This window comes from Paenibacillus puldeungensis (genome assembly GCF_042678945.1).
Taxonomy (GTDB): Bacteria; Bacillota; Bacilli; order Paenibacillales; family Paenibacillaceae; genus Fontibacillus; species Fontibacillus puldeungensis.
Map to the genome: position 1 here is coordinate 407,512 of NZ_JBHTLM010000002.1, position 14,933 is coordinate 422,444.

Consider the following 14,933-nt stretch of genomic DNA (forward strand, 5'->3'; position numbering starts at 1 on the left):
TGAAAAAGATAGGCGGCTTTTTTAAGGATATCGTTAAAAATAAAGTCTTGCTGCTCATGGTTCTACCAGGCGCATTATGGTTTCTGTTCTTTTCCTATTTGCCGATGTTTGGCACGATTATCGCATTTAAGGAGTACCGATTCAGCCGGCACGGCTTTTGGGCCAGCATCGTCAATAGCAAATGGGTAGGCTGGGACAACTTCAAATTTCTGTTCAGCACAAACGACGCCTACGTCATTACCCGGAATACGCTGCTATACAATATTGCCTTTATCATCATTGGCTTGATTCTAGCCGTGGCGATGGCCATCGTACTGAGTGAAATTACGAACAAACGGCTTGCAAAAGTATATCAAACCGGCATGTTCCTCCCCTATTTCCTTTCGTGGGTTATTGTTGGTTATTTTGCTTTCAGCTTCTTGAGCTCGGAACGCGGGCTGCTAAACCATCTGTTCCAATCGATGGGGATCGACGCTATCCAGTGGTACTCCAATCCGAAGGTTTGGCCTTATATTTTGATTCTGGTTTACTTGTGGAAAGCCGTAGGCTATAACAGTGTCGTTTATTTGGCAGCCATCATGGGGATCGACAGATCACTGTATGAAGCGGCCATGATCGACGGCGCCAGCAAATTCCAGCAAATTCGCAGCATTACGATTCCGCTGCTCACACCGATCATCACGATTATGACGCTGCTGGCCGTCGGGAAAATTTTCTACGCGGATTTCGGCTTGTTCTTCCAGGTTCCAAGAGATTCCGGCACCCTGTATTCGGTTACGAACGTTATCGATACCTACGTATACCGCGGCCTCAAAACAACCGGCGAGATCGGCATGAGTACGGCGGCAGGTCTGTACCAATCGGTAGTTGGCTTCATCCTGGTAATGGTATCTAACCTGATCGTTCGTAAGTATGACAAGGACAGCGCCCTGTTTTAATTAACCGGAAGGAGTGAGTCATATGTCTCGGAGAACTAATAAAGAACGCGATTTTCATCAGCTTTCAACGCCTTGGAATATTATATTTAATCTTTTTGCTGGCATTTTTGCATTTTTGTGCGTTTTTCCCTTTCTTTTTGTGGTAATTTTATCTTTTACTGATGAGGGAGCACTTGCGAATGACGGCTATAGACTGATTCCGTCGAAATGGAGTCTTGAGGCATACCGGTACGTATTTAAAACCGGGGATATGCTGCTTAAATCCTATGGGGTTACGATTTTCGTAACGATTGTCGGGACGATCATCAGCTTGCTGTTTATCGCCTTTTATGCTTATGCTATTTCGCGGAAAAGCTTTAAATTTCGCAATTTCTTTGCCTTTTTTGCCTTTTTTACGATGCTGTTCAACGGCGGTTTAGTCCCAACCTACATTATTGTGACTCAATTGCTTGGCATGAAGGACACGATTTGGGCTCTGATTTTGCCGCTTGCCGTAAACGCCTTTTACATTATGATTTTGCGTACCTTCTACAGCACAAGCGTTCCGGACGCCATTATTGAATCCGGGAAAATTGACGGTGCGGGGGAATTTCGGATTTTCCTCAAGCTGGTACTTCCTTTGTCCCTTCCGGGTCTGGCAACCATCGGTCTGTTCAGCACCTTGGGCTACTGGAACGATTGGTTTAACGCGCTGCTTTACATTGATAATCCGAACCTCGTTCCGCTGCAATCCATGCTGATGCGGATCGAAACGAGTATGCAATTTATCCTGCAAAATTCGCAACACAGCTCGCTTAGCTTGGAAGCTCTTCAGTCGCTGCCGCAGGATACGTCGCGGATGGCCATGGTTGTGCTGGCTACAGGGCCGATCATTTTCGCTTATCCGTTCTTTCAACGTTATTTCATCCAAGGTCTTACGGTAGGGGCTGTCAAAGAATAAGATCATTCGGAGGAGAGAGTAGAAACCATGATCTATAAAGACAAAACAAAACCTATTCAAGAACGGGTGGACAATCTGCTCGGGCTGATGACTTTGGAAGAGAAGGTCGGCCAGCTGATCCAGCCGTTCGGCTGGCAAACCTATGAGCATATAAATGGAGAAATAAAGCTGACAGAATCGTTTAAAAAACAGGTTGAAAACGGTGGAGTCGGTTCGTTGTACGGTATGCTTCGGGCCGACCCGTGGACCGGCGTCACCCTGGAAACCGGCCTCTCGCCCCGCAAAGGCGCAGAGGCGGTGAACGCGATTCAACGCTATGCCATTGAGCATTCCCGGCTGGGTATCCCCCTGTTAATTGGGGAGGAATGCTCTCATGGCCATATGGCGATCGGGGCAACGGTCTATCCGGTGCCGCTGACGCTAGGCAGCACCTGGAATGTGGATTTGTACCGGGAAATGTGCCAGGCCGTCGCTCGCGAGACCCGCAGTCAAGGCGGGGCGGTGACGTATTCGCCAGTGCTCGACGTTGTGCGCGATCCTCGCTGGGGCCGCACGGAGGAATGCTTCGGCGAAGACCCTCATCTCATTAGCGAGCTGGCTGTGGCTTCAGTCGAAGGCTTGCAGGGCGAGGGGCTGGACAGCCCGAACAGCGTAGCTGCAACCTTGAAGCATTTTGTGGGTTACGGCAGCTCTGAGGGTGGAAGAAATGCGGGCCCTGTGCATATGGGGCGCCGCGAGCTGCTGGAGGTGGACCTGCTACCATTCAAGAAAGCGGTGCAGGCCGGAGCGGCTTCAATTATGCCGGCGTATCACGAAATCGACGGTGTGCCATGCACGACAAACCGGGAGCTGCTTGACGATGTCCTGCGCAAGGAATGGGGCTTCGACGGCATGGTCATCACGGACTGCGGAGCGATAGAGATGCTCGCTACCGGCCATGACGTGGCTGAGGACGGCCGCGATGCGGCTATTCAAGCGATTGAGGCGGGTATCGATATGGAAATGTCCGGCGTGATGTTCGATGAGCATCTGGTGGAGGCGGTCCGCAGCGGTCGTTTGGAAACGGCTGTCCTGGATCAGGCGGTCCGCCGCGTGCTGACGCTGAAATTCAAACTGGGCTTGTTCGAATCGCCTTATGCTGATCCTGACCGGGCCGAGCAGGTGATTGGGAGCAAGGAGCATATTGAATTGGCGCGGAAACTCGCTGGTGAAGGCATCGTGCTGCTGAAAAACAAGGACGGCGTTCTGCCGCTTGCCCCGGAAGGCAAAGGTAAAATTGCGGTGATCGGGCCTAATGCCGATGTTGGCTATAACCAACTCGGCGATTACACCTCCCCGCAGCCGCGTTCGAAGGTAGCTACGGTGCTCACCGGGATTCGCAGCCGGTTGGCCGATGCTCCAGAGCGTGTGCTTTACGCTCCGGGTTGCCGGATTAACGGCGATTCCCGGGAAGGCTTTGAGCATGCGTTATTCACGGCGGAGCAGGCAGATACGATTGTTCTGGTGCTGGGCGGCTCCAGCGCACGGGACTTTGGCGAAGGCAGTATTGATTTGAAGACCGGAGCCTCAAAGGTTACCGGAAATGCGTGGAGCGACATGGACTGTGGCGAGGGCATTGACCGCCTGTCCTTGCATCTTTCGGGCGTACAGCTTGAGCTCGCCAAGAAGCTGCATAAGCTGGGCAAGCCTATGGTCGTCGTTTACATCAACGGTCGTCCAATTGCGGAGCCGTGGATCGACGAGCATGCGGATGCGATTTTGGAGGCTTGGTACCCTGGTCAGGAAGGCGGCCATGCCGTTGCCGATATATTGTTTGGCGATATCAACCCTTCCGGGCGGCTGACGATTTCCATTCCGAAGGATGTCGGTCAACTCCCGGTGTATTACAATGGCAAACGCTCACGCGGAAAAAGATATCTGGAGAACGATTCGCAGCCGCGTTACCCGTTCGGCTTCGGACTGAGCTATACTGAATTCAGTTACGCGAATTTGACCGTTCAGCCGGAGGTGATCCCGCAGGGTGGAACCGCCAAGGTGACCGCCAAGGTGACGAATACCGGAAAACGTGCCGGGGCGGAGGTCGTGCAGCTGTATATCGGCGACGTAGCCAGCAAGGTGACAAGACCAGCTAAGGAACTGAAGGGCTTCCAGAAGATTCAGCTTGCACCGGGAGAAACCCGCCTTGTTGAGTTTACGGTAGGCACCGAGCAATTACAGTACATCGGGCAGGACTACAAGCCAGTTGTCGAACCGGGTGACTTCCGGGTGTATGTCGGAGGGCACGTGAACAATACGCTGAGCACCAAGCTAACGGTGCGGGAGGATTAATTGGACATGGAACGGATTAGACGTTTTATTCGGGAATTGTCGGAAAACGTTTGGCTCGAACAGATTGAACTGCGCGGATGGGACATCACAGCCTCGACGTATCAGCTTCCCGGGAAGTATGCGGAACCCACAGATTATTCGGAGGGGCTGAACTTCGAAAGGTTTCCGAGTAAACAAGGAACGACCTATTTCTTCCGGTCGAGACTGACCATCCCGGAAGGATGGGAGAAAGGCCACGTAGGTCTTGTGTTTGCATCCGGAGGCGAAGGGCTGCTTCGGATAAATGGAAAGTCGTATCAAGGACTCGATCGTAACCATACGTTTGTTACACTCCGCGGGGCAAGGCCGGACGTTTCGCTCGATTTGGAAATCGAGCTGTTCGACCCGATTCCCGAGCCGGTGGACCCGCTGAATCAGCAGGCTGTTATTCAGCCACCGATTTCATCGATTTCGAGCCAGCTTGTGCTGGTGAACCGGCCTGTGCAAAGCCTGATGTACACAGTTACGATTATCCGCGACTCTGCGGTATTGCTGCCTGAGCAGGATTTCCGCCGTACCCGGCTTATCGAGGTGTTGCATCAGGCTATGGATGAATTCGTAGGGATGGACAAAGCCGCCGTGCGCCAAGGAAACTCCATTGTGGCGCTGGAAAAGCGGCTTGTCGAACGAGTCGGCGAAATTGGCGGCAATGCCGAAGGTCTAATCCATATGGTCGGGCAGTCGCATATCGACATCGCCTGGTTGTGGCCAGCCCGGGAAACGGTGCGGAAGACGAGCCGTACGTTCTCGACGGTGGACGCCTTGATGAGCGAATATCCGGAGTATCGCTATGCGCAAAGCCAGCCGCAATTGTTCGAATATTTGAAGAACAATGACCCTGAGCTGTTCGAGAGAGTCAAGGCGAGAATCAAAGAAGGTCGCTGGGAACTCGTAGGCGGCATGTGGGTAGAGCCTGACTTGAACATTCCGAGCGGTGAATCGTTGATGCGGCAAATGCTGTACGGCCAACGCTTCTATATGACGGAATTCGGCAAACGATCGGAAATCGAGTGGCTACCGGATACGTTTGGATATTGCGCTTCTCTGCCGCAAATTTTGCGTCACGGCGGCATTCGCTACTTCATGACGACGAAGCTGGGCTGGAATGACACGAATGTATTTCCTCATGATTTATTTTACTGGGTCGGCATTGACGGAACCCCGATTTTGTCTTATCTCAACCACGGGGTCAATGAGAACACCCTGCCGAAGGACGTGCACGAGCACTGGCAGTCTTACCGGCAAAAAGCAGAACATCCGCAACAAATGCTGCTCTATGGGCACGGGGACGGCGGCGGCGGGGTGACTCGCGAAATGCTGGAGTATATCAACCGCGCCAGCCTGATGGTCGGTCAGCCGGGCAGCAAATACAGCACGGCAGCATCCTTCTTCTCAGGTATCGATACGGCGAGATCGGAACTTCCACAGTGGCGTGGAGATTTGTATTTGGAGCTGCACCGCGGCACGTATACGACACACGCCCGAAACAAACGGAACAACCGAATTGCAGAAATCTTGTACCGGGAGGCAGAAGTTTGGAATACGCTAGGGGCTCCCGTAATGCCGGAGAAGCAGCGCCTTGAGGTGCAAAAACTGCTGCATGATGGCTGGAAGCTGATTTTGCTGAACCAGTTCCATGACATTATTCCAGGCTCGGCAATTACCGAAGCGTATGAAACTTCGGAAAAAGAGTATAAAGAGATCTTTAGCAAAGGCAATAACGGCCTGCTTCAAGGGTTAGAGACGCTGGCGGGGCAAGTGACGACCACAGGTGAAGGCAAGCCGTTTATTATATTTAACAGCTTGGGCTGGGCGCGTGACGTTGTAGTCGGTTTACGGGACAATGTTCTCCTGCAGGGAGCGGCGGCTTACGACGAGCACGGAGAGCGGCTCAGCCTGGATATGGTAAGTGTCCCGGACGGAGAATCACCGGCAGCCTGGGTACACGTACCGGCGGTTCCGGCGTTTGGCTACAAGACGATATGGCTGAGAAACGAAGCGGCGAACGCTGCTGCCGAGCCTGGACTAACCAACGGGCAGGAGCAAGGAGCTGCGGCTGCGGCAAGTCGGCCGCATCCTCAGACATTCGAGGATGTTTGGGAAACGAAGCACTATCGCCTGCAATTTAACGGCTTGGGCGAAATTGTCAGCCTGTGGGATAAAGCGGCTGAGCGGGAAATCGTCAAACGGGGCCAGACGGCAAACCGCTTCTTCTTCTTCCATGACCGTCCGACACTGTGGGACGCTTGGGATATCGACGATCGGTATGAGCAGCAGCTGGCCGGACAAGCCAAGCTGCTCGAGAAAAGGATAGTGGCAAGAGGCGCGGTTCAGGACGTACTGCGTTTTCGCTGGAGCATTGGCAATTCGGAGATTATCCAGGACCTGATCCTGTATCACCATAGCCGGCGGATCGATTTCCGCACCAAGGTGAACTGGAACGAAGCGCATAAGCTGCTTAAGGTAGGATTTCCGATCGACGTCGTTACAGATAAAGCGACGTTTGAAATCCCGTTCGGCGCCTTGGAACGCACGACCCACCGCAATACGAGCTGGGAACAGGCGCAGTATGAGGTGTGCGGGCATCGCTTTGCCGATGTATCCGAACGTGGATACGGCGTCAGTCTGCTGAACGATTGCAAGTACGGCTACGATGTGCAGGGGAGTACGATTCGCCTGTCGCTGCTTCGTGCGCCGAAGTGGCCGGATGTGACAGCCGACTTGGGACAGCACGAATTTACGTATTCGCTCTATCCGCATATTGGCGATTGGCAAGCCGCTCATACTGTGCGCGCTGCAGCGGAGCTAAATCATGCTCCGGCTGTCATCTCGTCCGAGGTGAAGGAAGGCGCGCTTCCAGCGGCAAAATCGTTCTTTGGATTTACCGGAGAGCACGTCGTGCTGGATACGATCAAACCGGCTGAGGACGGCAGCGGGATCGTAATGCGTTTCTACGAATCCGCCGGCGGGCGCGAGCGCGTAGAGCTGAACTGGCCGCGGCCTTACCGGGGGGCCTTCGTTTCCAATGCGCTGGAGCAGGAGCTGAGACCGATCGAAGGACATTCGGGCCGCATTGACATGCATTTTGCCCCTTATGAAATCAAAACGATTAAAATCAAAGGCTAGCCATTTACTATACAAGAGACGACAATAAAGGAGCGAGGCTGCTCATGGAGCAATTTAGACTTCCCAAAATACCGATGCCGAAGCTTGAGCTTCCGCAGGCGATCAAGGAGGTGCTGGCCGAAGCGGATGTGAAGCTGGCACACCGTCCTCATTTGCTGCAGCTGTTCAAGAACTGTTTTCCGAATACGCTGGAAACGACGACGAAGCTGATGGATGACGGCACGACGTTCGTCATTACCGGAGATATTCCGGCTTCCTGGCTCCGGGATTCGGTGGAACAGGTCATTCAATATGTGCCTTTCGCCAAAAACGACCCTGATCTGCAGCAAATCATCAGCGGTTTGATCAAGCGCCACATCCATTATGTTCACGTAGATCCGTATGCGAACGCGTTTAACGAGTCAGACAATGACTGGCACTGGAACACGACGGACGAGACCGAAATGTCACCTTGGGTGTGGGAGCGTAAGTTTGAAATCGATTCGTTATGCTTTGTTGTCCGCTTGGCCTATACGTATTGGAAAGAAACGGAGCGCACGGACATTTTCGATGCCGGCTTCAAAGCGGCAATGCGGCGGATTTACGATGTATTCAAAACCGAACAGCACCACTTCGAGAAATCGCCGTACCGCTTCACCCGAAACAACGGGATTCCTGAGGATTCGCTCCGCAATAATGGGCTCGGTATGCCAGTGAACTACACCGGGATGATCTGGTCGGGGTTCCGCTCCAGTGACGACGCATGCGATTTCCATTACAACATTCCGGGCAATATGTTCGCGGTGGTAGCGCTTCGTCAAATGCAGGAGTTCGCTGAGTGGGTCTTCCGTGACATGGCTTTCCTGGCTGAGCTGAAGGAGCTGGAGTTTGAGGTTGACCACGGCATCAAGCTGTACGGCATTTACCGCCATCCCGAATTTGGACCGATTTACGCTTATGAGACCGACGGATTCGGCAATTACTGCTTGATGGATGACGCGGGTACGCCGGGCCTCGTTTCTATTCCGTACCTCGGGTACGTAGGCGCCGACGATCCGATATACCAAAATACGAGACGCTTCGCGCTGAGCAAGGCAAATCCATTCTACTTTGAAGGCAAAGCGGCTAAAGGGATCGGCAGTCCGCATACACCGAAGGATTACATTTGGCATATGGCGCTGTCGATGCAAGGAATCACGGCTCAAACCAAGGAAGAGAAGCTGGAAATGATCCGGCTGCTGGAGACGACCGATGCGGGGACCGGGTATATGCATGAAGGATTTCATGCCGATGACCCAACTATTTTTACCCGTAAGTGGTTTGCCTGGTCCAATAGCTTGTTCTCCCAGCTTGTTTACCGGGCCATGAAGGACGGGATTCTGTAAGACCGCATTGATCTTATACACAACATACTTACTTCTTATGATGAAAAGGAGAAATGAGCATGAGCAAAATTATTGGAGAAAGCCTGAAAAATATCCCTTGGCAGGACAAGCCGGAAGGCCTTAATGCCCCGGTATGGCGTTATTCCGCAAATCCGATTATCGAACGGCATGCAACTCCGAACGCGAACAGCATTTTTAACTCGGCTGTTGTTCCTTTTGAAGGCGGGTACGCCGGGGTGTTCCGCTGCGACTCCAGATCCGTTAGTATGGATATTTTCGCCGGATTCAGCGAAGATGGCATCAACTGGAATATTAATCATGAGCCGATCCAATTTGAAGGAGATGCAGAAGTTACTAAACGCGAGTATCGCTATGATCCACGGGTATGCAAAATCGAAGACCGCTATTATATTACGTGGTGCAACGGTTACCATGGCCCAACGATCGGGATTGCGTATACGACCGATTTTAAAACGTTCCATCAATTGGAGAATGCGTTCCTGCCATATAACCGCAACGGGGTATTGTTCCCACGCAAAATCGGCGATTACTATGCCATGCTCAGCCGTCCAAGCGATACGGGCCACACGCCATTCGGGGATATTTTCTATAGCGCGAGCCCTGACCTTACGTTCTGGGGCAAACATCGTTATGTGATGGGCACGATTAACGGCGACGCCTCCGCTTGGCAATCTAAAAAAATCGGCCCCGGACCGATTCCGATCGAAACCGAAGAGGGCTGGCTGCTCATTTACCACGGCGTTATCAATACCTGCAACGGGTTCGTGTACCGGATCGGCTGCGCGCTGCTTGACCTGGATCAGCCATGGATCGTTAAAGCGCGCTCCCGCAACTACATTTTGGGTCCGGAAACGCTGTACGAATGCGTAGGCGACGTGCCGAACGTAACGTTCCCTTGCGCGGCTTTGACGGATGCCGAAACCGGACGGATTGCCATCTACTATGGCTGCGCCGATACCGTGACTGGCCTTGCTTTCACGACGGTGGACGAACTGCTCGACTATATGAAGAAATATCCTTTGGAAGCCTAAATTTCAGTCTAAAGCTTCGGCCTAAGCCTAAGTACTAGGTTTGGGCCGGTGCTGCTTTAAACCGTAATCACTTCGCAATCGTGGATAAGTTAAACATAAGAAAGTGGGGAATCTAGGCGTGGACAAAAAAAGAACAGCCCATATCATCTCCCACACGCACTGGGACCGTGAATGGTATTTGCCGTACGAAAAGCATCATGTCCGGCTTGTGGCTTTGGTCGATTCGCTGTTAGACAAGCTTGATCAAGGCGGGGAATTCAAAAGCTTTTATCTTGACGGACAAACGATCATTTTGGAGGATTATCTTCAGGTCCGTCCGGAGAACAAGGAACGGCTGGAGAAACATATTCGGGACGGACGCATTCTAATCGGTCCGTGGTATATTTTGCAGGATGCGTTCCTGACCAGCGGCGAAGCGAATGTGCGGAATATGCAGATCGGGCATCGCGACGCGCGAAAGTATGGAGAACCGTCGAAGATCGGCTACTTCCCGGATACGTTCGGCCTTGTCGGCCAAACTCCGCAGCTGATGCAGCAGTCCGGGATCAGCAACGCCTTCTTCGGACGTGGCGTGAAGCCGACCGGCTTCAATAATACCGTATCCGACGGCGGATACGAGTCCTCCTTCTCGGAGCTAATTTGGGAAGGACCGGACGGCTCAAAGGTACTAGGCATCTTGTTCGCCAACTGGTATTCCAACGGGAACGAGGTTCCTGTGGATGAGGCGGAAGCGAAGGCGTTCTGGGAGCGCAAGCTCGCGGATGCCGAGAAATACGCAGCTACAGGCGAGCTGCTGTTCATGAACGGCTGCGACCATCAGCCGATTCAGCTCGATTTGCCGGAAGCGATCCGCACGGCGGAGAAGCTCTATCCGGATACGAAGTTTATTCACTCGAACTTCCCGGATTATTTGAAGGCGCTCGAGGGCTCACTGGACCGCGATTTGTCCACCGTCAAAGGCGAGCTGCGCAGCCAGCGCACCGACGGCTGGGGGACACTGGTGAACACGGCTTCGGCCCGCGTGTACTTGAAGCAGATGAATCAGGAAGGGCAAGCGCTGCTTGAAAAAGTAGCCGAGCCGCTTGCAACAGTGGCGCAGCTGCTGGGGCAGGAATATCCGCATCACTTGTTTACCTATGCTTGGAAAACACTGATGCAAAACCATCCGCACGACAGCATTTGCGGCTGCAGTGTGGATGAGGTGCACAGCGAGATGGTCATGCGCTTCGCTAAGAGCAAGCATGTGACCGAAGCGCTGATCGATGACAGCAAGCGCGTCATCGCTGACGCAGTGAACACCTCCGTCTTCGCCGGGTATGGCGAAGATCCGCGACCGCTGGTCGTGATGAATACGACCGGCTGGAGCCGGACCGGCACGGTGACAGTGGAGCTGGACGCCGCCCGCATTTATTTGCGGGATGGCCTTGGCATTGAGGAGACCGGCCGCCGGATGAAGGAATTCGACCTGTCCGGCCGTCAACTCGTCGATGAGCAAGGGAACGTGGTGCCTTGCACGGTCGAGGACCTCGGACTGCTGTTCGGCTACGACCTGCCGGACGATAAATTCCGTCAGCCGTACATGTGCCGCAAGGTGAAGCTGACGTTCCAGGCGGAGGAGGTCCCTGCACTGGGACTCCGCAGCTATGCGTGGGTACGCCCGCAAGCAGGCGTTCCGGCTGCAGCGTCCAGCCTTTTCAGCGACCGCGACCGCTTGGTGATGGAGAACTCGGGATTAAAGGTTGAAATTGCCGAAGATGGCTCGTTTGTCCTAACGGACAAAGCGACGGGTCAAGTTTACCGTGACCTTGGCATTTACGAGGATACCGGGGATATCGGCAATGAATATATGTACAAACAGCCGGAAGGCGAGAAGGCGCTGACCACGAAGGGGTTGCCTGCTGCCATTCGCGTGCTGGAGGATACGCCGTTTCGCGCGTCCGTGGAGATTTGCCATGCTTGGGAAATCCCGGCATCGGCGGATGAACGCCTGGATGCCGAGCAGCGGGAGCTGGTATACTACCCGCACCGCAAGGCACAAAGAAGCAGCAAGCTGACGACGCTGAACATTCGCACGGTCGTTTCTCTCGAAGCGGGCGGCAAAGGGGTTCAGCTCGAAACGACGCTGGACAACACGGCGAAGGATCACCGCGTGCGTGCGCTGTTCCCAACGGATCTTGCCGCATCGGTACACCGGGCCGATTCGATGTTCGAAATCGCCGTGCGGGACAATGAGCCTGCACCGGAATGGGAAAACCCGAGCAACACCCAGCATCAGCAGGCTTTTGTGGATGTCAGTGGCGAGAAGGCCGGTTTAACCGTCGCCAATCTTGGCCTGAACGAATACGAAGTGCTGCGCGATGGGCGGAATACGATTGCCGTTACCCTTCTGCGGTGCGTCGGCGAGCTCGGCGACTGGGGCTTGTTCCCGACGCCGGACGCGCAGTGCCTCGGGCAGCATACGGCTCGCATGGAGCTGATTCCGCATAGCGGAGACGGCATCGCATCCGGTGCCTTTGCGGAGGCATACCAGTTCCAGATTCCTTGGACAGTTTGCCAAACGGAAGTCCACGACGGATCGTTGGCTCCAAAATATACGCCGTTCCAATGGGAAAGCGGGGACTTGGCCTTCTCCTCCCTGAAAATGAACGAGGAGACGGGGGACATGCTGCTGCGCTGGTACAATATGAGCCCTCAGTCTTCCGAGCTGACCTTGAGCGTCGAGGTGCCGCACAAGCACATGTACAAAACGACGATTCTGGAAGAAGCAGCCGAACCGCTGGCTCCAAACACATTCGGAGGCCTGTCCATGCATACCGGACCGTGTGAAATTGTTACGATCGGGATTCGCCGCCGGTAGGGGATAGTCAGTCGCTATCGGTGGTTCTCGATCGCGGGGGTATAGGCAGAGTCTAAGAGGCTAGGATGAAATAAGGGTAAAAAAGGGCCTTATTTTCCGCTTTTCATGTGATTTTATAGAAATAGGGGAATTTAGTGGACCTATTTGGGGAGAAGTTCGCAAAAGTGGCTGCTTTTCGGCTACTTTGTAGCAAATAGGGCCATAAATTACCCCTATTTTTTGTATAAGGGGCAAAATGGCTCGAATAGGGCCAAAATTTACCCTTAAGGTAAACTGGCATCGGGTATCCAACATAAAACCGCCCGATCGATCGAATCGGGGAGAGGCCCATGCAAATGCGCATGGGCCTACTTGTTTTTCCGGAAGAACGGATTGCGCTGGGACGAGGGACGGTGCTAAACTTGAACGCGAACTAATAAAACTTGAAAGGACAGGACTGTCCGGCATGAATAAAATTCGTCGTTTTTATCTAAATCATGTGAAACGGAAAATGTTCAACAAGATCATTTTGATCTATTCCGCAGTGATGATGATTTTGTTCCTGATTGCAGCCGTCATGGCATATCAATATCAGGTGCAGCGGATTATTCGGGAGGAATCGGACGCCAATTTGAAGACAGCGCAGGTGCTCGCCATTTATTTGAACCGACAGTACGAAAATGTTCAAACGATGGTGCAGCAAATTTATGGTGACGCCGCGTTAAGCGACGATTTGGTTTATTTTTTGAACAATCGGTACGAAAGTTATTTAAGCCACCGTCTCAATTTATTCAGCAGGCCCGGAGAGCATAGAGTCCAGTCGTTCAGCTCCGTGCTGAAGTCGTCTCTGGAGCAAGATCCGGGAGCTACCGGTGTCACGATTTTCAGCTACCCGAAAAATTTCTATATGCAAATCCGAAAGCAAAGCCAGCAGCTTAAATATGAAAACGGTTCCAAGGGAGATTGGGAGTCCTGGTTTGCCGAGCGGAAATATTACGGGTGGGATACGATAAACCAATATGGGCCTTTCCTGGATGCAGCCGGTTCTTCCTCGTCGGGGACATACGCCTACTTCCGGGAGCTTCAGGACCCATGGACACTGGAAAAGGTAGGCATGATGATGGTGGACTTCGATGCGGATCAGTTGTCTGCCTGGCTGAAAACGAGAACACCGGATATCCAGGGCCGTATTCTGGTCATGAGCTCCCAGGGAACCGTTGTTTACGATTCTCAAGAGACGGGAAGCTATGTCGGTCAGGCCTACCCGTACCGGCATCAGCTGGACAACACGGGGAAATGGACGCCACTTGATGAGTCGTTCAAGGTAAATGTGCTGAGCGCGGGAAATTCGGAGCTAACGGTAGTTGGGTTTGTGTCCAAATCTTCGATTCATGACAGCACTGTACAGTTAAGGAATACGCTGATCGTTATTACCCTTCTCTTCGTATTAGCGAGTTTCATCGTCACCTCCACGGTGATGAGGAAGCATTCGAAAAAAATACAACGTATCATTCGTTCCATGAGTCGGATCGGGGAGGGTGATTTATCCGTTCGGATCCAAATGCCCGGGGAAGACGAACTTCAGCAAATTTCCGTTCGAGTCAACGACATGTGTGAGCGGCTTGAGCAGTACATCGATAAAATGTATGCGTCGGAGATTCGCCAGAAGCATGCAGAACTTGTTGCCTTGCAGTCGCAAATCCAGCCACACTTTTTATACAACACGCTGGAATCCATACGCATGAAGGCATATATGTCCGGAGCGAAGGAAGTAGGGCAATTGATTTACAGCTTGTCCGTCATGTTCAAAAGCATGGTGAAAAAAGACACCATGGTGACGATTCAGGAAGAAATCGAGCTGTGCTCCATCTATTTGGATTTATTCCGCATTCGCTACGAGGGGAAGCTTGCCGTTAGGATCGACATGGATCGGGAAATTGGTGGCTGCAGGATCATCAAATTGCTGATTCAGCCGATCGTGGAAAATTATATCGTCCACGGTTTCCGCTCATTGGAGGGCGATAATGAAGTATCGCTTTCCGTCGTAAGGGAAGAAGAACGGATTGTCATTACGGTGGCGGATAACGGGAAGGGGATATCGGCAGGGCGATTGCAGGAAATTCGGCAGCTGCTGTCGGATTCGTCTCAGCCGCCTAGAAGCGGCGGTTCTTCGATCGGGCTAATCAATGTCCACGAAAGAATACGTATGAATTATGGGGAAGACTACGGAGTCACCATTTGCAGCGAGGAAGGAAAAGGCACCATTGTGCGAGTGGAGATACCGGTTCTCAGGGAGGGATTCATGTGACG

8 protein-coding genes are annotated in these 14,933 nt (G+C 52.9%); all 8 read left to right on the forward strand.

Annotated features, from left to right (window positions below; genetic code table 11):
* The first annotated feature begins 56 nt into the window (after positions 1-56).
* The 8 genes from ACFQ3W_RS04405 to ACFQ3W_RS04440 all read left to right on the forward strand — a co-directional run bounded on the left by ACFQ3W_RS04405 (position 57) and on the right by ACFQ3W_RS04440 (position 14,931).
* Entirely contained in the window at positions 57-938 is an 882-nt protein-coding gene (locus ACFQ3W_RS04405; RefSeq protein WP_379317221.1) for an ABC transporter permease, read from the forward strand.
* Between the two features lie 22 nt (positions 939-960).
* A complete protein-coding gene (locus ACFQ3W_RS04410) occupies positions 961-1,878 on the forward strand; it encodes a carbohydrate ABC transporter permease (RefSeq protein WP_379316999.1) in 918 nt (305 codons plus the stop codon).
* Between the two features lie 27 nt (positions 1,879-1,905).
* Positions 1,906-4,206, forward strand: a complete 2,301-nt coding sequence (locus ACFQ3W_RS04415; protein ID WP_379317001.1) for a glycoside hydrolase family 3 N-terminal domain-containing protein — start codon at positions 1,906-1,908, stop codon at positions 4,204-4,206.
* Between the two features lie 6 nt (positions 4,207-4,212).
* Positions 4,213-7,371 carry an alpha-mannosidase gene (locus ACFQ3W_RS04420; RefSeq protein WP_379317003.1) on the forward strand — a complete coding sequence of 1,053 codons (3,159 nt, stop codon included), beginning with the start codon at positions 4,213-4,215 and terminating at the stop codon, positions 7,369-7,371.
* Between the two features lie 44 nt (positions 7,372-7,415).
* Complete coding sequence (locus ACFQ3W_RS04425) at positions 7,416-8,735, forward strand: glycoside hydrolase family 125 protein (RefSeq protein WP_379317005.1); 1,320 nt, start codon at positions 7,416-7,418, stop codon at positions 8,733-8,735.
* Between the two features lie 59 nt (positions 8,736-8,794).
* Positions 8,795-9,787, forward strand: a complete 993-nt coding sequence (locus ACFQ3W_RS04430) for a glycoside hydrolase family 130 protein (protein ID WP_379317007.1) — start codon at positions 8,795-8,797, stop codon at positions 9,785-9,787.
* Positions 9,788-9,905: 118 nt separating this feature from the next.
* Positions 9,906-12,644, forward strand: a complete 2,739-nt coding sequence (locus ACFQ3W_RS04435; protein ID WP_379317009.1) for an alpha-mannosidase — start codon at positions 9,906-9,908, stop codon at positions 12,642-12,644.
* A 445-nt stretch (positions 12,645-13,089) separates the two neighbouring features.
* Positions 13,090-14,931, forward strand: coding sequence for a cache domain-containing sensor histidine kinase (locus ACFQ3W_RS04440; protein ID WP_379317011.1), 1,842 nt, complete (start codon positions 13,090-13,092; stop codon positions 14,929-14,931).
* The last annotated feature ends 2 nt before the right edge of the window (positions 14,932-14,933 follow it).

Excerpts from the sequence above, each read along its gene's own strand:
- ACFQ3W_RS04405 (WP_379317221.1), top strand. The coding sequence starts at position 57 with ATGGTTCTACCAGGCGCATTATGGTTTCTGTTCTTTTCCTATTTGCCG.
- ACFQ3W_RS04410 (WP_379316999.1), top strand. The coding sequence starts at position 961 with ATGTCTCGGAGAACTAATAAAGAACGCGATTTTCATCAGCTTTCAACG.
- ACFQ3W_RS04415 (WP_379317001.1), top strand. The coding sequence starts at position 1,906 with ATGATCTATAAAGACAAAACAAAACCTATTCAAGAACGGGTGGACAAT.
- ACFQ3W_RS04420 (WP_379317003.1), top strand. The coding sequence starts at position 4,213 with ATGGAACGGATTAGACGTTTTATTCGGGAATTGTCGGAAAACGTTTGG.
- ACFQ3W_RS04425 (WP_379317005.1), top strand. The coding sequence starts at position 7,416 with ATGGAGCAATTTAGACTTCCCAAAATACCGATGCCGAAGCTTGAGCTT.
- ACFQ3W_RS04430 (WP_379317007.1), top strand. The coding sequence starts at position 8,795 with ATGAGCAAAATTATTGGAGAAAGCCTGAAAAATATCCCTTGGCAGGAC.
- ACFQ3W_RS04440 (WP_379317011.1), top strand. The coding sequence starts at position 13,090 with ATGAATAAAATTCGTCGTTTTTATCTAAATCATGTGAAACGGAAAATG.